Source organism: Tissierella pigra (assembly GCF_009695605.1).
In the GTDB taxonomy this organism is placed as follows: Bacteria; Bacillota; Clostridia; order Tissierellales; family Tissierellaceae; genus Tissierella; species Tissierella pigra.
In genome coordinates, this window is the sequence record NZ_VUNQ01000031.1 from 20,334 (window position 1) to 41,350 (window position 21,017).

The following is a 21,017-nucleotide window of genomic DNA, read 5'->3' on the forward strand; positions in this document are numbered from 1 at the left end:
GAATAAAGATAGTTTTATAAATCTACAGCTTGTTATATCACAAAAGTAGGAATGGAAATTATAAATATACTTGTAAATAATATTTATATATAGTACAATAATGAACATAGGTTCTTTTATTAATTTATATAGTTGGTGATAAAGTGAATGAACAAAGAGATATGTTTTCTATTATAAATATAAACAATAAAAACCCAGATTCAGATATTCCAAAGGATGTAAAACTAAGACCTAAGGAATTATGGTGTCCATATTGTTCTAAACCAGTAATATTTATAAAAGATAAGGAATTAGGTGTGAGAAAATGTCCTTATTGTAAGGTAAGTGATAGAGATTACAATGTAAAAAAGATAAATAAAAAATGGTTATAAAACCCTTTATCTGCATTAAGGTAAAGGGTTTTTTCAAATATTTCAAAACTAATAAGGACAAGCAGGGGGTTTTGGTATATAATTGGTATATAATATATAATGATCCAAATTTTCCACAGGGGGGATACAAGTGTTAAAGTTCATCAAAAAAGGTAAAAAACAAGGGAATATTGAGCCTGTAGAAAAAGAAAATAAAGGGGCAAGATTAGAATTTTCTAAAGATGCAGGAATCTTAAAAAAGAATCAGCAGCATATTGTTGAAAGATTAGCAATGAAAATAGATGAAACAGCCTTTGCTACAGATAACTTAATTAAGATTACATATGATTTAGCAGACCATGTGGAAGTCCAAATGGATTCTATAAATAATGTTGTAAATGAAATGGGAACTTATTCAGCATTGGCAGAAGAGGTTTTTGCTAATACAGAGAATTCAAGACAAATTGCTGCAACTACATTGGATATTGCTAACTCTGGAAATGAGGCAGTGACTAATTCTATTAATGCAATGAATGAAATTCAAAAATCCGTTATTTATGCTAAAGAAGTAGTAAATAATTTAAATAAAAAATCAGAACATATAGATGAAATGTTAAAGGTAATAAATAATATATCATATAATACGAATTTATTGGCTCTTAATGCCTCTATAGAGGCTGCACGAGCAGGAGATGCAGGCCGTGGATTTGCTGTTGTAGCTAACGAAGTAAAAAAACTTGCAGATAACAGTGCCCATTCTGCTGATCAAATAGCAAAAACAATACAAGAGATAAATGGAGAAATCACAAATACTATGAAGGCAATGGATGATAGTATGTTGAGGATTCAAGAAGGAGCAGAGATTGCTAATAATACAATGATTGTTTTTAACGAGATAATCGATGCCATAAATACTACATCAAAGGTAACAGAAGAAATCAACGAGGCAATAGCGAAACAAACTGCCAGTTTAGAAAGTGTAATAGATTGTACTGTAGATATGACTGATACTTCAAAAAGAGTTACATCTCTAGTAGATATTGCATCTTTAAATACTCAATATACTAAGACTTCCTTAAAAATATTAGCCGAAGTATCGAAGGATTTGCATAGTATATCAAATAAGCTGTTGGAAGAAATTGATACAGATGTTCTTGCTGAAAATGTGTTAAATATTAGTATCAATTCTAAACCAATAGAATTTGACCCTCAACTAGCTCATGACCAAGAAAGTGCTCAAGTTCTATTTAATATTTATGGTGCACTTCTATATATAGGTTCAACAGGAGAAATCTCTCCAGGAGTGGCTAAGTCTTGGTATGTGGAAGATGATGGAGTTACTTGGACATTCTCTTTAAGGAAAGGTACAAAGTTTCATAATGGAAGAGAAATAACTGCCAATGATGTGAAGTATTCCTATGAAAGAATGTTAAATCCAAGGTTTAATTCTCCTAATACTTGGTTTTTAGAACATATAGAAGGTGCAAAAGAATATACAACTGGTAAGGCCAGTGAAGTAATAGGTGTTAAAGTAATAGATAGATATAGACTATCAATTAAGTTAATTAATCCATATAGTGGATTTTTATTAAACTTAGGTCAGTTTAGTACTTGTATATTGGCAAAAGAAGATGTGGAGCAAGGTAAGATAACAGGCTGTGGACCGTATATTCTAGAGGAAGTAACAGATGAATATTGTAGTCTCCTAGCATTTAAAGATTACTATGGTGGTATACCTTATCAAGAAAAGATAGTCATAAACTACAGAAATGATAATGATTTAGAAGGATTTGTTGATGGAAAATATGATATTATTACAGCCAATAGCAAGGATGAATTTAATAAAGTTAAAAATATGGAAAATGCAAATATTTATTTGGCAGATGTTTTAGGAACTTACTATTTAGGATTTAATATGGAAAGTACTTCAACTTTCGCAAAGAGTAAAGAAGCTAGACAAGCATTAAATATGGCAATAAATAAAAAGAAAATAGTAGATGATATATTAGGAGAGTTAGGACAAGAGGCAAAGGGGATTATTCCATCAAGAATAGTTGATAATAGTTGTTTAACTAATATCTCTTATAATTCTTCTAAAGCAAAGGATATATTAAAAAAAGAAGGTCTATATAGTTTAGGTAGAGCTTTAAAAATAATTATAAGAGATGAACCCGAAGATGCCATATTTTATAGAATGAGTCAATATATTTTGAAGGACTTAGAGGAATTGGGAATTAATTATGAAGTGAAGAAAATAGATGTTAAGAACTATTATACAAGAGAAGTCATTTCAAATTGTGATATATTTGTTGGTAGATGGATAGCAGATACAGGAGATCCAGACAATTATTTACAGCCTTCATTTAACTATAATAATCTGACAAACTTCACAAGATATAATAACTCTAAAGTTATGGAGTTAATGGATAAAGCAAAGGAAATAATAAATCCTAATAAGAAAATGGAAGTATATAAAGAGATTCAGAAAACTATTATAGAAGACTCACCATGGGTACCTATTTTTCATCCTAAAATAGCTCTAGTTTCAAAAAAAGACATAGTTGGAGCTAGAATGAGCCCTTTAGGTATAATAAATTATGAAGATATTTTAATGGAATCAAATAATTAATATAAAGGCACCCTATTATGGGTGTCTTTTGGTATAATAAATATTATATGATTTTAAAAAGATAAGAGGAAAATAGTATGAGCAATTTAATTAAAATATCTGTTAGAAATTTAGTGGAGTTTGTATTAAGAACTGGAGACATAGACACTAGCTTTATGTCCATGTCTAGAGCAGTAGAAGGAACTAAGGCTCATCAAAAGGTACAGAATTCCTATGGTTATGAATACCAAAAGGAAGTAACATTAAAACACAATGTCTATTACGATGATTTTACTATTCAATTAGAAGGTAGGGCCGATGGCATTTTAACCTTAGGAGACGAAATAATAGTAGATGAAATAAAAAGTACAACTAAGGATTTGGAGGATATAAAAGAAGATTATAATGAACTTCATTGGGCTCAAGCAAAATGCTATGGATATATATACTGTCTGCAAAACAATCTAGATAATATTTACATCCAACTTACATATTTTCATATAGAATCAGAGGAAAGGAAAATATTTAAAAGAGAATATACTAAAGAAGATTTAGAAAAGTTTTTTCTATATTTAACAGATAAATATATAGAGTGGGCTAGTATTACATTTTATTGGGGAGGAATTAGAGATAAATCCATAGAAGAAATATCATTTCCCTTTAAAAACTATAGAAAAGGTCAAAGAGAACTAGCTGTTGCCACATATAAAACCATAAAAGAAGGGAAAAAACTATTTGCCCAAGCACCTACAGGCATAGGAAAAACCATGTCAACATTATTTCCTTCCATTAAAGCCATTGGAGAAGGTACTGGAACTAAAATTTTTTATCTTACAGCCAAGACCATAACTAGAGAAGTACCAATTGCCTCTACAGAAATTCTCATAAGAAAAGGTCTTAGGGTAAAAGTGATTGTAATTACAGCTAAGGAAAAAATTTGTGCAAATGAAGAAGTAAAATGTAACCCTAGAGACTGTAGTTTTGCAAAGGGACATTATGATAGGGTAAATGAAGCCATAATGGATATATTTGAAAATGAGGATTTAATCACTAGGGATACTATAGTTTCCTATGGATTGAAGCATAATGTTTGTCCCTTTGAATTTTCTTTAGATATTAGTCTTTGGGCAGATATAATTATATGTGATTATAATTATGTTTTTAATCCACAAGTATATTTAAAAAGATTTTTTGAAAATCCTAATGAAGACTATATATTTTTAATAGATGAGTCTCACAATCTAGTTGATAGGTCAAGAGAAATGTTTTCAACTGAAATAAATAAATCTAGTATACTGGGAATAAGAGATATTTTTAAGGAAAATTATCCACCTATATATAAAGCTCTAGGTAAAATAAATAGTATATTAAACAAAGTAAAAGATGATTTAGATATAGATAAAGAATACTACCAAAGAGAGGAAATATCTGACTTATACTATCCTATAAAAAGAGTAATTACAGTTCTTGAACCTTGGCTTATGGAAGAGAAAAAACATAGTGAATATGAAAAGGTATTGGAGCTTTATTTTAACTTAACTACTTTTGTGAAAATCAGTGAATTATATGATAGTCATTATGTAACTTATATAAAAGAATATAATAAAGATATTATATTTAAATTATATTGTGTTGATTCCTCTTATTTATTAAGAGAAGCTTTAGAGAGGGGAAGAAGCAGTATATTCTTTTCAGCGACTTTAACTCCATTAGACTATCATATGGAATTATTAGGCGGAAAGAAAGACGATTATCATATAAAACTTAGTTCACCTTTTTCAAGGGAAAATCTATGTTTAATGGTGGCAAATAGTATTTCCACAAGATATAAAGATAGGGAAAGGACCTATATAGATATTGTAAGGCATATAGAAACATTCATTTATGCTAAAAAAGGAAATTATTTTGTATTCTTTCCTTCATATGTTTATATGACTAATGTATATGAGATTTTGATGGAGAGAAATGAAAATTTAAATATAATTATTCAAGATGGTAATATGTCAGAAATAGAAAGAGAGGAATTCTTATTAAGATTTGAAGAAGGAAATGAGCTTATTGCCTTTGCAGTAATGGGTGGAATTTTCTCAGAAGGAATAGATTTAACAGGAGAAAAGCTTATTGGAGCTATAATAGTAGGTGTGGGTCTACCACAAATTTGTTTTGAAAGGAATATAATCAAGGATTATTTCACTTATAATTTAGATGAAGGATTTGAATATGCCTATGTATACCCTGGTATGAACAAAGTCTTACAATCAGCAGGAAGGGTAATCAGATCTCCAGAGGATAGAGGGGCTGTTTTACTTATAGATGATAGATATGGAACTAGAGAATATAGGGCATTGTTTCCCAATGAATGGTTAGGAGCTAAAAATATAAGAACTGATATGGAGATGAAAAGGATTCTAGAGAGATTTTGGTAATTGAAAATCTCCTAGAATTCTTTTATATATAATTAATATTTGCTAATCAACATGTCGAAGTCTAGAAACAAGACTTTCTTTTTGAAATGATTTTACTAAAATATTGGAAACAATTAAAGGTACCATAACAATAATCATAATGTAAACTATAAAGTAATACATGGGAAAATGATAATGAACATAGGTAGCACCAACATGCTGTAATACCTTTATCAATCCGTAGCCTAGGGAACTGCCAAATATCAAAGTAATTATTGAATTCCCAAAAGATAAACCTAACCCTTCAAATTGAATCATTTTTATTAACTGTTTATTTGTTAATCCAATAGATTGAAGCATAGCAAACTCCTTTTTTCTTGAAATTATATTGGTGATTATGGTATTTACTAAATTGATTAAACTAAATAAAATGATAAATCCACTTAATCCTATGATTGATTTATATAATAAATTAAAGGCTTCCTTATCTTCTATTAGATTTTGTTTTAATGTATGAATTTCTAGTAAAGGATTTCTATCTATTAAATTATAAATTTTGCTTTCCGCTATATCTCCTTCATTTTCAAAATCATTAATAGATACTACTAAAGTATCAATTGTATTGAGACCTGGGAATAATACTTCTAGTTTTTCCACTGGCAACAAAAACCAACCAGAGTGATATGTGATATTACTAGGTTTCTCTATAGAACCCACAATCTTAAATGATTTTTCAACTTCTTTTTTACCATCAGAATATCTAAAATCAACTTTATCTCCAATTTCAAATTTCCAACCATAGATCTCTTGTGCAACTTTATTAAATACAATAAGGATTTCATCATTTTTTATCATTTCATTGTAGTCAAATATTCCTTCCGATAATGTTTTGTTGATTGTGTCTGTATCATCTTTAGAAAATGCTGAGAAGTAATCTCCTACATTAATTACATCTTTATAGTCAAATTTTACGGAGGTTCGATGAAATTCTATGACTTTATTGACCTCTGGTAGTTCATTTATTTTTTGTATCAACTCTTTATTTATCGGATTATCTAATTGAATTCCTGTTACTCCCTTATCTATGGTTTGTACTGTATTATAATCAAAGGAAATAATATATTCTCCAAATTCATATAATCCTTGTCTTGAATATTTTTCTAGGGAAGTTGATACTATTAGTGTTGAACTCATAATAAATAATATTCCACCTACTCCAAGAGAAACCAACGTCAGAAAAGATTTATTCTTATTTCTTTTTAGACTTATTTGCGCCATAGAATATGGAGATAGCTTTCTGTGTAAATTATTTGTTTCTTTTACTTCATTATGTTTATTCCCAGAAAATCTGGAGGCTTCCACAGGAGAGATAGAAGAAGCTATTTTCGCTGGTTTTCTAATAGATATAATAATAGTGATATATTCAGCAATTGTCACAATTAAACTAAGAATAATCGTATATCTCCAACTCCAACCATCTGGATTAATCAAATATGAAATAATCCAAGATATTAACAATCCTATTGGAGTACCTTTAGAAAACAAAATTTTCCCTTCTCTTCTTACGATTGCTCTAATCTGTTTTTTAGAAGTTCCTATGGTTCTAAGCTGACCAAATCTTTGAATATTTTCTAAAACTGAAATATAAAATACATTATAGACCACCAATATACTAACGAATAGAATTCCTATAGATAGTCCTATAATAAATAAAATATTTTGTTTTGAAAGGGATAATGAATTGGCGAAAGCATTATGTGGATTGATGTTTTTTCTTTCAATCCCTGCATATCGTCCAATTCTTCTTACTGTGTCTAAAAACTCATTTTTTGACATTCTATCTGCATTTTTTATTTTACAAAGAACTGTGTAAGGGAAATCTTTCAACTGTTCTCCACTTTCAGAATACTCCTTAGAAAATAATACTTGAAAGACATTGGAGTTCTCATTTCCTTCCACAAATCCACTGATGTTAAATTCTTCTTCTCGTCCATCTAAAAATTTTATTCGTATAGTATCTCCAATATTTTTTGCATTGTGAAATAAATTTAACATAGGTTTATACACTGCGATTTCATTTAGTTTTTTAGGATAATTTCCATGTATTATTGCTGGTGTTTTTATACTCTTTGTATCTTTTTCAAAATAAATTGGATGAATCATTTTATCTTGTATTTTAAAGCTCTTACCAAATTTTGCTGGAGTCAAAAAATCTATTTCATCAAAGGCTTTTAATTTTTCAATCTGTTCCTCATTAACATATTCATACATAACATGCTGTACCATATTTAGTTGTTTTCTGATATTTTGTTCTCTTGCCGATTGAGTAAGAGACATAACTCCTAATAATGAAACAGATAGAATAATAGTTATCAGAATAAAAACATTTCTTGTTCCATTAAATTTGATATTTCTATTAGCCAATTTTCCTATGACTGCCCGATTATTATTTGCTATCATTATTTTACCTCCTATCTATTAAAGATTTTTCCGTCTTCAATTCTAATAATACGATCAGCTAATTGAGCAATTTCATTATTATGGGTAATTATTACAATAGTTTGGTTGAATAGTTCACCTGTCTTTTTTAATAGTCCTAAAACTTCGGAACTTGTTTTACTATCCAAATTGCCAGTAGGCTCATCTGCCAAAATAATAGAGGGTTTTGTTGCTAAGGCTCTTGCTATTGCTCCTCTCTGTTGTTCTCCACCTGATAAATAATTAGGAAGTCTTCGCTTTTTTTCTCCTAAATGTAATAGCTCAATGATTTCCTCTATATAATCTTTATCAATTGTTTCCCCATCTAATTCCAATGGAAGAACAATATTCTCATAGAGATTTAACATAGGTACTAGATTATAATTTTGAAAAACAAATCCCACATTTCTTCTTCTAAAAATAGTTAATTCTTCATCTGAAAGAGTAGAAATATCATTTTGAGCCACAATAACTTTCCCCGATGTAGGAGTATCTAAGCCTCCCAACATATTTAGCAAAGTAGATTTTCCTGACCCTGATGTTCCGATAATAGATAGAAATTCTCCCTTTTCTACTTTCAGACTTACTCCATCCAGGGCTTTTACAAGACTGGATTCTTCCCCATAGTATTTTTTTAAGTCTATAGCTTCTAATATACTCATATTTATGCCTCCTTTTCTTAAGCTGATTTTATCAAAGAAATCTAACAGAAATCTAACAGGAAATATTTTTATCTAAAAAAACAATATCAATGCTAACATTTTTGTTAGAATTGATATTGAATATAATTTCTATAGTTCATTTGGTAAGAAAATAGAAAAAGTAGAGCCCTCTCCAACAGAGGAAGCTACTTTTATATAACCACCTTGCCTCTCAATAATTTCCCGTGATAAATATAGTCCAATTCCAACCCCTTCTTCAATATAATTATTATCTCCTCTAAAAAACCTTTGAAATATTTTTCCGAACAACTCTTCTGAGATACCTATACCTTGGTCTATAATATCAATTTTGGTATATATCTCCCATGATTGAACCTTAATTTCTATTTTAGTGTTTTCAGGAGAATATTTGACTGCATTTTCCAATATGTTAAATAGAGATTCTGTTGTCCATTTTTTATCATGTGCTAGTTGATAATTCTCTAGACAATCTACAAAGATTTCTATATTCTTTTTTGAAGCCTTTACTGTAATACTGGAAATGGCCTCTGCAATAGTATCAAATAAAAAGTAGGAGGTTTTATTTAATTGAACTAATCCTATTTCTAGCCTTGAGGATTTAATCATAGATTCTAATAAGAAATCTATTTTTTCAATTTGTCCTGTCATAGATTTTAATATTTGCTCCTTTTCCTCTTTTGATATTCTTTCATTTTCCAAAGTTACTTGCAGCATTTTTAGATTGGTCATGGGAGTTTTTACCTGATGAGACACATCAGAAATTAAGCCTTGTAAGTTTTTCCTTTCTTTTAATCCTCGCAGGGATTCCTCCTGCCAGATTTCTGATAATTGTATTATCTTTTTATTGATTTTTGAATTGAAAGTCTCTCTTAAGGTTTGCAGTTTATTTAGCTTTTCATAATCTCTGCTGATTAGATTAGTCAATGAATCGTTTATATTATTGAGGGAAGCCAGATATTTCTCAATAGCTTTTGCTTTGCTATAATTAAGGATTACTATAACTGCTAAATAAGAGACTAAAGAAAATAATATAAATGCCATATTAGGGAAATAGTAAGTTAAAAAAATATGATATATAACTCCTATGATAATACTAATTATGGTTGGAAGGCTTCTACTCTTCATAGGAATCCCCAATCCATTGGTAGCCAATGCCATATATTGTTTTAATGTATTTTTTATCTTTAGTTTCAATCTTTGTTCGAATTCGACTTATCATCATAGTTAAGGCATTTTCATCAACATATTTTTCATTACTATCCCAAAGTTTTTCTAATATAAGGCTTCTTTTAAGAACCATTTTATAATTGACAACAAACAAATATAGAAGATTAAATTCTGCTGCGGTCAACTCAATATTTTTCTCCCTAAGTTTAGCAGTTCGCTTTGTGAAGCTTAACAATAAATTTCCATCATCATAAATACACTCTGTATTCTTTTTACAATTGATATTTAATAAAACTCTTATTTTCTTTAGAAAAACACTAACATGAAAGGGTTTTGTAATATAATCCTTTGCTCCTAGCTCATATCCCTTTAGCATATCACTTTCCATATCATTGGCCGTTAGAAATATAACAGGTGTAGTTGTCTTACTTATACACATTCTGCTTAGTTCAAAACCGCTACCATCAGGAAGGTTTACATCTAATATAATTAAGTGGAAATCAGCTTTTGAAATATGGTTTTCTGCAGATTTTATATCATAAGAAGAAGTAACCTCATATCCCTCTACTGTTAAATGGTAGGCTAAAGTTTGATTTAGCAGCTTATCATCTTCTACTAATAATATTCTTTTCATTATTATTTTCACTCCTATTTAATGTAGAGCTATTTTAAGTATATTATATATTATACATTAAATAACTGAAATAAAAACTAGGGTTATACAGTAATGATTTTTGAAATTGAGGGAGAGGTTTAGTTGTAGATTTTATTATTGAAATAGAGGTATAATAAATATAGATGCAAAGCATCTGAGACTATCGAAAAAAGCCTTAATTTCTTAAGAAAAGTAAGAAATTAGGCTTTTTTCTCCTTATATAATTAAATTTATTAAATTTTAATTGAAGTTACCCTATATTTAATGGCTTTTCTGGTATTATCACTATTCCTTTTCCTGCTTGTCCAGCAGTCTTGCAATCTTTTTGACATTATAAGCAGCCCCTGTCACTAGGACTTGAGCTTTTACTGCATGTGAGCCACGATAATGTGCATATCTCATACCCATCAATTCTTTTAAATCTGCAAATGCCCTTTCAACGGTTTCTTTCCTTCGTTGATAAAGACTTTTGCCCTTTTCTGTCTTCATGAAAGAGCGAACTTCATCGGCATAATGTTCTTTGATATGTCGTCTAATTATCCTTGTTTGCTCTGAGGAAATTTCTCCTGTGGTATTACTTTCGTATAAACATTTATCGCGTTTAGGACATTTATTACAAATGTTTTTATCACTTTCATACTCCACATAACCTTGTCGTGTTGTAGTTTTATATTTTAATTCTTCTCCTTCAAAGCAACGATATATATCTTCTTCTGGGTAGTATTCAAACCAATACTTTGATTTTTTACCTTTTTTTCCTGCATATTTTCTTGGTCCAATTACTGGTGTTATTCCTTTAGTACTTAGTTCTTCTATTATATCTAGATTAAAATATCCTGCATCTGCACCTGCATACTTTGGAGCTAAATTTAGTTTTTTAAACATGTCCTCTAGGTTATCTATATATACTGTGCTATCATGAACATTGCCTGGTGTTACGTGTGCACTTAGTAGTATATTATTTGAGCTATCAACTGTGCCATGAACCAAATGATAAAATCCTATTGGTTTTCTGTCTCGATGCATATATCCACTATCAGGATCGGTCTTACTTACTTTTCTTGAATGAACTTCTATTTTAGAATCTGCTGGCTTTAAGGCTTTCTGATCTTTACTAATTCGCTTATCGTTTATTAACATTAGTAACGACTCATCTTCTTCTATTACACGTTCTTCTGTTACATTTTCAAACTTTGAGTTACTAGCATTAGCCTTTACATGTGTCGAATCGGTATATACAATTTTTCCCTCTACAAATCCGTGGTCTATAGCCATTAGTACTATTTCGTTAAATATATCTTCGTATATTGTTGAATCTTTGAATCTTACTGCTCTATTATGGCTTATGGTTGAATGGTCTGGTATGGATTCAGTTAATCCATATCCTAAGAACCAACGGTAAGCCATATTATGATGTATTGCATCTACTAGTTTTTCTTCGGAACGGATGCCATCAAGTGCTTGAATAAGTGACATTTTAAACAATACTACAGGGTCAATTGATGGTCTACCTCTATCTTCTGCATAATATGGCTCAACTAAGTCATAGATAAAGTCAAAGTTAATGTGTTTATCTATTTTTCTTAAGTCATGATCTGGTTTTACTAACTGTTCTAACATTACTAATTCCAATTCAAATTGTTGATTCTTTCTTTTGCCTCTTGTCATCATAATATATCACCTCATATACTATATACGACATAAAAAAAGAAAATCCTTTTTGAATTTAGGATTTTCTTAAAAATATTTTACTTTTTCGATGAACTCAGATGCAAAGCATCTAATAAAAAAGTAAAAATAGCATGGAAAGGAAGAAACTATGAGAATTATTATTTCACCTGCAAAAAAGATGAAAGTAGATTCCGATGACTTAGGTCATCGCCATATACCAGAATTTATAAAGGATGCAGAAATCCTGCTTACATATTTACGAGAATTAGACTATAAAGAAGTGAAATCCATATGGAAATGCAGTGATAAAATTGCAGAGCTTAATTACAATCGTATTAGAAACATGGATTTATATAGAAATCTCACACCTGCAATTCTATCATATGAAGGAATTCAGTACCAGTATATGGCTCCTGGAGTATTTGAAGAAGAGGAGTTAGAATATATTGATGAGCATTTACGAATTTTATCAGGATTTTATGGAATATTACGTCCCTTTGATGGTGTTGTACCATATAGACTAGAAATGCAGGCTAAGCCTATAGACTGGCATTTTAATTCACTATATGAATTTTGGGGTCATAAGCTGGCTAAAAATCTTTTTTCAGAAAGTCAATATATTGTAAATTTAGCATCAAAGGAGTACAGTAAATGTATTTCCAACTACTTAGATGAAAATGTAAAATTTATTACCTGCGTATTTGGAGAATTAATTAATGGAAAGGTAGTTGAAAAGGGAACTTTTGCAAAAATGGCAAGGGGGGAGATGGTACGATTCATGACAGAAAAACGAATTAAGGATATGAAGGACATAAAAAGATTTGATAGACTAGGCTATATTTTTAACCATAAACTATCTAATGAGAATACATATGTTTTTATTAAAAATAACAGTGAAAGATAAACCATAATATATAGTATAAAATATATATTGAATTAGGAATTTTGGATTTTATTAGATTTAGAAGTAATAACATCAGCCCATGGCTCTTGTAAATATTCCATGATTTCTGTATAATTGTTTTATTAACATAAGAGAGGTGTGCCATGAAAAAAGTAGGAATAATAGCTTTAAGTTTATTGATTTTATTTAATTTAGTTGGTTGTGTAAACAAAGGGAATGAGGAAGTAGTAAAGCTCTATCCCGCATTTAAAACAGAGAAAAATACTAAAACTTGGGGATATATCAATAAATCTGGTAAATTTATTATAGAACCTCAATATCAAAGAGTATTAGATTTCTCTAAAAATGGAGTTGCAGAAGTTTATAAAAATGGTGGAGTAGGACTGATTAACTCTAAAGGTGAAGAAATAATAGCGCCTCAATATCAGCAAATAATAGATTTAGATGGAGGATATTTTCTAGGATATGATGGAGAATTAATTTATATTTTTGATTCCAAAGGTAAGGAATATTTTTCAGGAGAATATATTTATGTAGGCAGTTATAGTGATGACTTATTTGGAGTAGGTAAAATCACAGATGGTGGCGAAGTGTTGATGGGATATGTAAATAAGTCTGGAATGGAAATAATAGAACCTGCTTATAGTAGAGTTTATGATTTCCACAATGGAAAAGCTTTAGTATTAGAGGGAAAAGATAAATATAAGATTATAGATAAAAAGGGAAATATAATTAAAGAATTAGAATATCCTTTAGTAGTTCCATCTGTAGATGACAATATTTATCTTGTAAAAGATGAAAATGGTTTATTTGGTTATATAGATAATGAAGACAATACTTTAATAGAACCAAAGTTTAATAAAGGAAATATATTTGAAAATGGAAATGCAGTAGTAGCAGTAGGAGAAGATGATAATTACTTGTATGGGTTAATAGATAGAGAAGGTAAATATTTATTAGAACCTGAATACAGGAATATAGTGGGTTTTGGAAATGGATATTATGGTGTTGAAAAGGAAATGGATGGTAAAGAGATTAAATATGCAATTTCAAATAATAAGGGTGAATTACTTACAGACTTCACATATTCTAATTTAAATAATATTAATATAAAAAATAATTTCATTTCAGTATTTGATGGCAAAGAAACATATATATTAAATTTTAATGGTGATAAAGTAGAATTACCAGTATTAAAGGGAAAAGGTGAATTAAGTTTTGATGGTAATGTTCTTAGAAAAGTGTCCCTTAATAAATTAAGCTACTATAATTCAAAGGGAGAAATCATTTGGGAAGAAAACAGTGATTATGTCCTTAGTGAAGATGTAAATTTAAAAGAAAAGACATATGTGGAAGAAGGCATAAATATACGTTATCCATATGTTGAAGGGATGAAAAATAAAGAAGTAGAAGAAAAAATAAACAAAGAACTATATAATAGATTTATGAACAATGAAGGACATGCGTTTTATGAAGTAACTTATGATGTAAATAGAATAAATGATTTATTGACTATCAGTAAATATTATCAGTATTCCGATAATGGTGAAACTGAAGTTGTTGGAAATGGAGAAGTATATAATATTAGTTTACAAAATGGAAAGTTCTTTAATTTAGGAGATTTATTTAAAGATGATTCTGATTATAAGAAGATTGTATCTGAAAATATAGCAGGTAAATTGGTAAATAGCATTATGGATGGGAGTACTATTTATGGTATTGAAAACTTTACTGGAGTAGATGAAGAACAAAGTTTTATCCCAACTATGGATCAATTGAATATTGTGTTTAAATCTGCTAATCCATTGACTGATATTGAAACCATTAGTATACCTCAAAAAGATATAGAGGATGTATTGGACATGGGTAAAGAGTTTTGGTGGGCTTTAATGGTAAGTAAAGGATTTTAGAAAACAGGGGATTTTCTCCTGTTTTATTTTTGGAGGTTGAAAAATGGTAAAGAAAAAAGAATTAATTGAATTTGAAATAAAAGAAGTAGGCTTTCCTAATAAGGGAAGAGGAGAATTTGAAGGTCATAATATTAAGTTTAAAGGTGGAATAGAGGGGCAGAAAGTAGAGGCTAGAGTAAGTAGAAAAAGAAAAGGCTATATAGAGGCAAAAATAGTTAATATAGTGGAAAAGTCTCCCATAGAAACAGAAGAAGGATGTCCACATTTTGGAATTTGTGGAGGATGCACTTATCAATCCTTATCATATGAAAATGAATTAGAGCTAAAGGAAAAGCAAATAAAAGCCTTATTTGAACAGGAAGAACTAGATATAAACTTTCTAGGCATAGAAAAAAGTCCAGAAGTTAATGGATATAGAAATAAAATGGAGTATACCTTTGGAGATGAAGAAAAGGATGGACCATTGGCGTTGGGTCTTCATCGTAAAGGTAGATTTTATGAAGTGGTAAATGTTGAAAATTGCAATATAGTAGATAAAGATTTTACTAATATACTTACTACTGTTCTTAATTATTTTGGAGAATTAAATACAAGCTACTATAACAAAAGATTACATTCAGGATTTCTAAGACATTTGGTAGTTAGAAAAGCTTTATCAACTGGTGAAATACTTGTAAATCTAGTAACATCTAGTCAAGAGGAGCTAAATAAAGAAGACTTTATAAATAAATTAAATGAGATTTCCACCATAGGAAAAATAACTGGAATAATTCATACTATAAATGATGGATTGTCAGATGTAGTGAAGGCAGATAAACTGGAAGTATTATATGGTAGAGATTATATTATAGAAGAAATCTTAGGATTGAGATTTCAAATATCTCCATTTTCCTTCTTTCAAACCAATACATTTGGTGCTGAGAGGCTGTATTCTATGGTAAGAGAATTTGCAGGAGATATAGATGATAAGGTGGTTTTTGACCTGTATTCAGGTACAGGAACTATTGCTCAAATAATGGCACCTGTTGCTAAAAAAGTAATAGGTATTGAAATAGTAGAAGAAGCAGTAGAAAAGGCTCGTGAAAATGCTAAACTAAATAATTTAGATAATGTAGAGTTTATAGCTGGTGATGTATTAAAGGCTGTAGATGAACTAAAGGAAAAACCAGATCTAATAGTCATAGATCCACCAAGAGACGGAATTCATCCGAAGGCTATAAATAAAATCATAGATTTTAACCCAGAGGTATTTGTATATGTAAGCTGCAATCCGGTTACTTTAGTAAGGGATTTAAAGGTGTTTATTGAGAGGGGATACAAGGTAGAGAAAGCAAAATGTATGGACCAGTTTCCAAGGACTCCTCACGTTGAGAGTATAATTCTGATGACGCATTGTGGTTCGGAGGGGAAATAACAGAGGTTGACCACAACATATAGTGGTTCGAGGACGAAAATTGGGTCAAAAATCGGTTAAAAAACACCGATTTTCGACCCTTTAAAATAGGGTGTTTTATAGATGACATAGGGTAATATGAGTGATGAAGATAGAAAATGGGAATTTTAGGTTGATAAATGGATGGATGATTTATATACTATAGATGAACATAAGTAGATTATTGTAACGTAAACGAAAATCTATATCTTAAACTATTTTATGAATGGTACTTTCTCACTAACTTAATTTAATGAGAGGAGATGGATATTTGAGAAAAAGATTATTAAAGCGATTTTCATATTTATATACTGGCGAATTGATGTCAGTAGTAATGTTTATTGTCGTATTTTTTTTCCTTAATAAAGTCTATCCCCAATTACGATTGTATTCGCTAAGCTTTTTTTGGCTTTCTTTTTTTCTTTTGGAATTTCTACTAGTGCAGGGAAGTATATATTGGTATACAAAATGGAAGAGATTAAAAGTAGAGAATACAATAAAAACTTCTATAGAAACTATTAAGAGGTATAAAAGCTTGAAAAAATTAAATATTATACTGATAATTATTTCAATTTTTGCTTTTGCTTTTGATTTTTTCATATGGTATCCATCATTACCTTTAGTTAGTCTAGGGATTGCTGGATTTATTTATATATTTGCAGTACTTGAATATATTAACTATTTCCATCTTCAACTTTCTTATGATAATCTTTCTGATGTCAAGTATTTATTAAGAACAAAAAGATTAAAAAAATCATGTCTAAGCAGAGATTTTGGTCGTGATGGAAAATAGTATAATATTGCAAAGACTCCTTAGGAGAGGGAGGAATGAGAAGTTGATAAAACAAGATAGAGTCAAAAAAAGAAAAAAGATTTTAATGATTACAGCAGAAAACAAGGAAATTAATTCTTTTAGAAAAAAACAATTCAACAACTTTATTCAAATTACAATGCCATACTTAGCAGGTTTTATTGATGAATCAAAATATGATATTGTTTTAATTGATGAATACAATCAAAGGATTCCCTATGACAATCACTTTGATTTAGTTGCAATAACTGTTAATACTCCCAATGCAGTTCACTGCTATAAAATTGCTGAAAACTTTAAACAACAAGGCTCAAAAGTGGTAATGGGAGGACCTCATGTAACCCTATTGCCTGAGGAGGCAATGAGTTATTGTGATTATATTATAGTTGGAGAAGCAGAGGAGACGTGGCCTAAGTTCCTTGAAGATTTCTATAATGACTGTGCTAAGGAGAAATACATGTGTGATGATATACCATCATTACGTGGCTTACCTATTCCGAAAAGAAATCTTGTTAAAAAAAGATTTTTAACAAAAGGAGCAGTTATTGCTACAAGAGGTTGTCCGTATAAGTGTAGTTATTGTAATCTAAAGCAGATATATTGTGACTCATTTAGGACTCGCCCCATAGAAGAAGTTATAGAAGATATTAAAAATATCAGAAGTAAATATTTTGTCTTTTGGGATGATAATTTTTTTGGAGATATAGAATATGCAAAGAAATTAATGATTGAACTTAGAAAGTTAAAAAAGAAATGGGCAGCACAGGTTACATTGGAACGCTGTCAAGACGAGGAACTCTTAAAAATTGCTAAAGAGGCAGGATGCATATATTTTTTTGTTGGATTAGAGTCTTTTTCACAAGAAGGTCTTAATAGTGTAAACAAGGGAATTAATAATGTAGATAAATATAAGAAAATTATAAATCTAATACATCATAATGGAATATCAATACAAGCAGGTATAATATTTGGTCTTGATACAGATACAAAAGATATATTTAAAGAAACCCTAATTGCATGTAATGAATTAGGGATAGATGGAGCTACAGTTAGTATATTAACTCCATTGCCTAGAACTCCCATATATGAGCAGATGAAAAATGAGGGGAGATTGAATACCACAGACTGGACATATTATAATGGAAAGACAAGGGTAGCATTTAAGCCTAAGAATATGACAGAGGATGAACTTTATGAAGGATATATTTGGTTTAGAAAGCAATTCTATTCTATAAAATCTATTTGGAGACGGTTGAGGGTATCTAAAGCAAATATATTATATAACCTTGCAATGAATCTAGGATATAAACTATCTATATAAAGTTTAATGAAATAGAACAATGAGAAAAGTGGGGATTTAAGTCAACGTATTGGAATCTGCCGTTAAGACACATTATATATATAGTTCATCTAACAAGTAAGAAAAAATATAATTAATTAAACCATAAATGCATTGAAATTCATATAAAATTTAATGCATTTATTTTAAATAAAAACTAAATAAAGGGTAAAGGGCGAAGTTTTAGTCAAGTAAAGACTAAATAAACTTCGCCTTTTTTTATGCCTAAAAACAAAACAGAGAGGATTGAGAACAATGTCAAAATTATTTATGTATGGCACTTCATTAGAGGGGATAGAACAGCTGATGGTTATGGTGCCAAATTTTCAGCCAAGGAGAGGTGGCATAGTAATTAATAATTATTTCAATTGTGAAGGAGGTGTTAAGGATTGTAATTCCAGCTTGATTAATGTAAGTAATAGATGCAATGACTGTAAAAATATTCATTCTAGTTTCTTATCCGATGTGGACAAGGTCAGGTACAAAGGTTTAATAAATGAATGCTTTAAAAAGATAAGAAATTTTTCATTTAAAAATAGGCTGAAACATCTTACTGATAGCTTTAAAGGAGAAGTATTTTTAAATTCCAATCATAAAGAAAGATTCTATCGTGTGATTTACGAACAAGATCTTGATATCTATGATATATCTCCAAGATATATTGCCGTCATATTTCTTTTTACTTCTGATGAGACTCTATGGAATCTATTAGAGCATACAGTAAAACCAAATGGATTTGATTTTAATAAGTGTAGCCTTAAGCAAATAAGTACAGAAGGCTATGCCATATATCAAATGGCTAAGACCATATGGACAGGAAAAGAAAGTATTGAGATTAATGAAATAGCTGATGTAGATTTAATTGATGATAAGACCTTTAAGACTATTATTAATGCATCACTAATTACAAGATATGGTACAGATATGTTTTTAATTACAAAGTAGAATGGAGGGGATAAGACTTGAACATAACAATTAAAAAATCTAACGGAGAAAATGAAAAGACTAGATCCATATGGTTTCCCATTGAAGAAGAAAACTTAGATAAGATATGCAGTGAACTAGGAATAGAAATGACTACAGAATCAAATTGTTATATTGAAAGTAGCATGGATAGAAACTTTCTAAACATACTGCATGATAAAAACTGTAATATAGATGAACTAAACTATTTGATGAAAAGACTAGATGGGTTTAGTAAAAAGGAGATAGAAAGATTTTATGCTGCATCCTTTGCAGAAAATCCTAAGACAATGGCAGAGTTAATAAATCTAAGTTTTAATATGCATTGCTATAGTCTTGTATCTGACTTTAATAATCTGGAAAAGGTGGGAAAAGATCTATATCTAACTGAGAGGCAGGCAGTATCGACAAAAGAATTAGATGAACTTGATGGTGAATCATATGCAATGGATGTAATAAAAAACAACCCCAATCCTATAATCACACCATATGGAGTCCTATATAAAAATAACAATGTACCTGAACAAGTATATAACGGAAAGCAGTTCCCTCCATATATATGGAAAGAAACAATAGTAGCAGTACAGATGACTGCAAAGGGAGAGAATGAATATATCTATCTTCCTTGTTCAGATGTTGAAGTTGAAAAGGCACTGATGAGATTAGAAACACCTTATCTCCATGATTGTGAGGTGGCAGTTGATAGCCATAGTTTTCCCGACAACATATTAAATATTGTTTCTTCAAGTACAACATCAGTAATTAAGGTAGATGCCTTAAATAAACTATCAAAGCATTATAGTGAGATGGGAAGTCAAGATACAAGATATTTTGAAAAACTTATGGATCATATTAAGCCTCGAACTATTGATGAAGTCTTTGCACTTGCAGAATCCATGTATGAATTTGAACTCTTTGATGGCATTAAAGATATAGAAAGCTATGGGAGATATATGATATGTGAATCAGGACGTTTTGAATATGATCCAAATCTTGAAGAATACATTGATTTTAAAAGATATGGCAGAGAAAAAATGGCACAGGAAGATGGCGCATTTTCAAATAAGGGATACATTATTTATCATGGATATAATCAAAAGCTTGCCAATTTATTATTCGAAAATCTAGGCATAATGATTCCTGAAGATAAAGAATTAAAGACATTGAAGTTATATATGCCTTTAACTGTTACAACCTATGATATTAAAAATGATTATGGCGATAGAGAAACCTTAAATGAACCAATGGAATTAGGAAACTATGAAATAGTTGATTATATTGATGAAATCCTTGAAGCCATAGAAAGAGATACTCTTCCAGAAGAAAAAGAAAGAGGCCTTATGCGTTACTATGATGAACATGACAGTGTAAATGGGAAGGTAGCTAAATATGAATTTTCTGTTGAAATGGTAGATGATGAACTAATGGGTGTAGCAATACTAACATTAAATGATGATTTAACCTATAAAGAGCTTGGGAAAATAAAAGAAAATGTGATTGGACAGGCTGCAGACGGCTATGTGCCCAAAAATAATATGGGACGAAGTTATATAGAAATGGTGTAAATACGTACATTCCATAAAATATAGGTACATATTATTTTTATAAATCTATCCATTTCCTTTAAAATATAATTAGGGC

General features: G+C 29.8%; 15 protein-coding genes. 10 read left to right on the forward strand and 5 right to left on the reverse strand.

Translation table 11 applies throughout. The features are described from left to right. The first annotated feature begins 143 nt into the window (after positions 1-143). The 3 genes from FYJ83_RS13205 to FYJ83_RS13215 all read left to right on the forward strand — a co-directional run bounded on the left by FYJ83_RS13205 (position 144) and on the right by FYJ83_RS13215 (position 5,384). Positions 144-371: a hypothetical protein gene (locus FYJ83_RS13205; protein ID WP_154441204.1), complete on the forward strand. Its 228-nt coding sequence runs from the start codon at positions 144-146 to the stop codon at positions 369-371. Between the two features lie 130 nt (positions 372-501). Then, positions 502-2,979 (forward strand): ABC transporter substrate-binding protein, encoded by a 2,478-nt coding sequence (locus FYJ83_RS13210; protein ID WP_216585332.1) that lies wholly within the window; start codon positions 502-504, stop codon positions 2,977-2,979. A 77-nt stretch (positions 2,980-3,056) separates the two neighbouring features. Beyond that, complete coding sequence (locus FYJ83_RS13215; RefSeq protein WP_154441206.1) at positions 3,057-5,384, forward strand: ATP-dependent DNA helicase; 2,328 nt, start codon at positions 3,057-3,059, stop codon at positions 5,382-5,384. A 42-nt stretch (positions 5,385-5,426) separates the two neighbouring features. Here FYJ83_RS13215 and FYJ83_RS13220 read toward each other — a convergent pair whose 3' ends face one another. The 5 genes from FYJ83_RS13220 to FYJ83_RS13240 all read right to left on the reverse strand — a co-directional run bounded on the left by FYJ83_RS13220 (position 5,427) and on the right by FYJ83_RS13240 (position 12,017). Then, the gene (locus tag FYJ83_RS13220; RefSeq protein WP_154441208.1) at positions 5,427-7,823 is read right to left on the reverse strand and encodes an ABC transporter permease; all 2,397 of its coding nucleotides are present in this window, start codon (positions 7,821-7,823) and stop codon (positions 5,427-5,429) included. 11 nt (positions 7,824-7,834) lie between these two features. Beyond that, a complete protein-coding gene (locus FYJ83_RS13225) occupies positions 7,835-8,503 on the reverse strand; it encodes an ABC transporter ATP-binding protein (protein ID WP_154441210.1) in 669 nt (222 codons plus the stop codon). 129 nt (positions 8,504-8,632) lie between these two features. Next, positions 8,633-9,649 carry a sensor histidine kinase gene (locus FYJ83_RS13230; RefSeq protein WP_154441212.1) on the reverse strand — a complete coding sequence of 339 codons (1,017 nt, stop codon included), beginning with the start codon at positions 9,647-9,649 and terminating at the stop codon, positions 8,633-8,635. After that, entirely contained in the window at positions 9,639-10,325 is a 687-nt protein-coding gene (locus FYJ83_RS13235; protein WP_154441214.1) for a response regulator transcription factor, read from the reverse strand. Before FYJ83_RS13235 ends, FYJ83_RS13230 begins: the two co-directional genes overlap by 11 nt. A gap of 306 nt (positions 10,326-10,631) precedes the next feature. After that, positions 10,632-12,017: an IS1182 family transposase gene (locus FYJ83_RS13240; protein WP_154441216.1), complete on the reverse strand. Its 1,386-nt coding sequence runs from the start codon at positions 12,015-12,017 to the stop codon at positions 10,632-10,634. Between the two features lie 148 nt (positions 12,018-12,165). On the opposite strand from FYJ83_RS13240, the gene yaaA reads away from it, so the two are divergent. The 7 genes from yaaA (at position 12,166) to FYJ83_RS19695 (ending at position 20,941) form a co-directional block, all read left to right on the forward strand. After that, complete coding sequence (yaaA, locus tag FYJ83_RS13245; protein ID WP_154441218.1) at positions 12,166-12,921, forward strand: peroxide stress protein YaaA; 756 nt, start codon at positions 12,166-12,168, stop codon at positions 12,919-12,921. Positions 12,922-13,064: 143 nt separating this feature from the next. Continuing rightward, positions 13,065-14,831: a WG repeat-containing protein gene (locus FYJ83_RS13250; protein ID WP_154441220.1), complete on the forward strand. Its 1,767-nt coding sequence runs from the start codon at positions 13,065-13,067 to the stop codon at positions 14,829-14,831. Positions 14,832-14,874: 43 nt separating this feature from the next. Beyond that, on the forward strand, positions 14,875-16,245 hold the full coding sequence (gene rlmD, locus FYJ83_RS13255; protein WP_154441222.1) for a 23S rRNA (uracil(1939)-C(5))-methyltransferase RlmD: 1,371 nt from the start codon (positions 14,875-14,877) through the stop codon (positions 16,243-16,245). A 553-nt stretch (positions 16,246-16,798) separates the two neighbouring features. Beyond that, positions 16,799-17,056, forward strand: a complete 258-nt coding sequence (locus tag FYJ83_RS20000; RefSeq protein WP_216585331.1) for a hypothetical protein — start codon at positions 16,799-16,801, stop codon at positions 17,054-17,056. 43 nt (positions 17,057-17,099) lie between these two features. Next, positions 17,100-18,395, forward strand: coding sequence for a B12-binding domain-containing radical SAM protein (locus FYJ83_RS13265; RefSeq protein WP_216585330.1), 1,296 nt, complete (start codon positions 17,100-17,102; stop codon positions 18,393-18,395). A gap of 273 nt (positions 18,396-18,668) precedes the next feature. After that, positions 18,669-19,358: a hypothetical protein gene (locus tag FYJ83_RS13270; protein ID WP_154441226.1), complete on the forward strand. Its 690-nt coding sequence runs from the start codon at positions 18,669-18,671 to the stop codon at positions 19,356-19,358. 17 nt (positions 19,359-19,375) lie between these two features. Further along, complete coding sequence (locus FYJ83_RS19695) at positions 19,376-20,941, forward strand: antirestriction protein ArdA (RefSeq protein ID WP_195838003.1); 1,566 nt, start codon at positions 19,376-19,378, stop codon at positions 20,939-20,941. Positions 20,942-21,017: the final 76 nt, after the last annotated feature.

Excerpts from the sequence above, each read along its gene's own strand:
- FYJ83_RS13240 (WP_154441216.1), bottom strand. The coding sequence starts at position 12,017 with ATGATGACAAGAGGCAAAAGAAAGAATCAACAATTTGAATTGGAATTA.
- FYJ83_RS13250 (WP_154441220.1), top strand. The coding sequence starts at position 13,065 with ATGAAAAAAGTAGGAATAATAGCTTTAAGTTTATTGATTTTATTTAAT.
- FYJ83_RS13230 (WP_154441212.1), bottom strand. The coding sequence starts at position 9,649 with ATGAAGAGTAGAAGCCTTCCAACCATAATTAGTATTATCATAGGAGTT.
- FYJ83_RS13225 (WP_154441210.1), bottom strand. The coding sequence starts at position 8,503 with ATGAGTATATTAGAAGCTATAGACTTAAAAAAATACTATGGGGAAGAA.
- FYJ83_RS13235 (WP_154441214.1), bottom strand. The coding sequence starts at position 10,325 with ATGAAAAGAATATTATTAGTAGAAGATGATAAGCTGCTAAATCAAACT.
- FYJ83_RS13215 (WP_154441206.1), top strand. The coding sequence starts at position 3,057 with ATGAGCAATTTAATTAAAATATCTGTTAGAAATTTAGTGGAGTTTGTA.
- FYJ83_RS13270 (WP_154441226.1), top strand. The coding sequence starts at position 18,669 with ATGTCAAAATTATTTATGTATGGCACTTCATTAGAGGGGATAGAACAG.
- rlmD (WP_154441222.1), top strand. The coding sequence starts at position 14,875 with ATGGTAAAGAAAAAAGAATTAATTGAATTTGAAATAAAAGAAGTAGGC.
- yaaA (WP_154441218.1), top strand. The coding sequence starts at position 12,166 with ATGAGAATTATTATTTCACCTGCAAAAAAGATGAAAGTAGATTCCGAT.
- FYJ83_RS13220 (WP_154441208.1), bottom strand. The coding sequence starts at position 7,823 with ATGATAGCAAATAATAATCGGGCAGTCATAGGAAAATTGGCTAATAGA.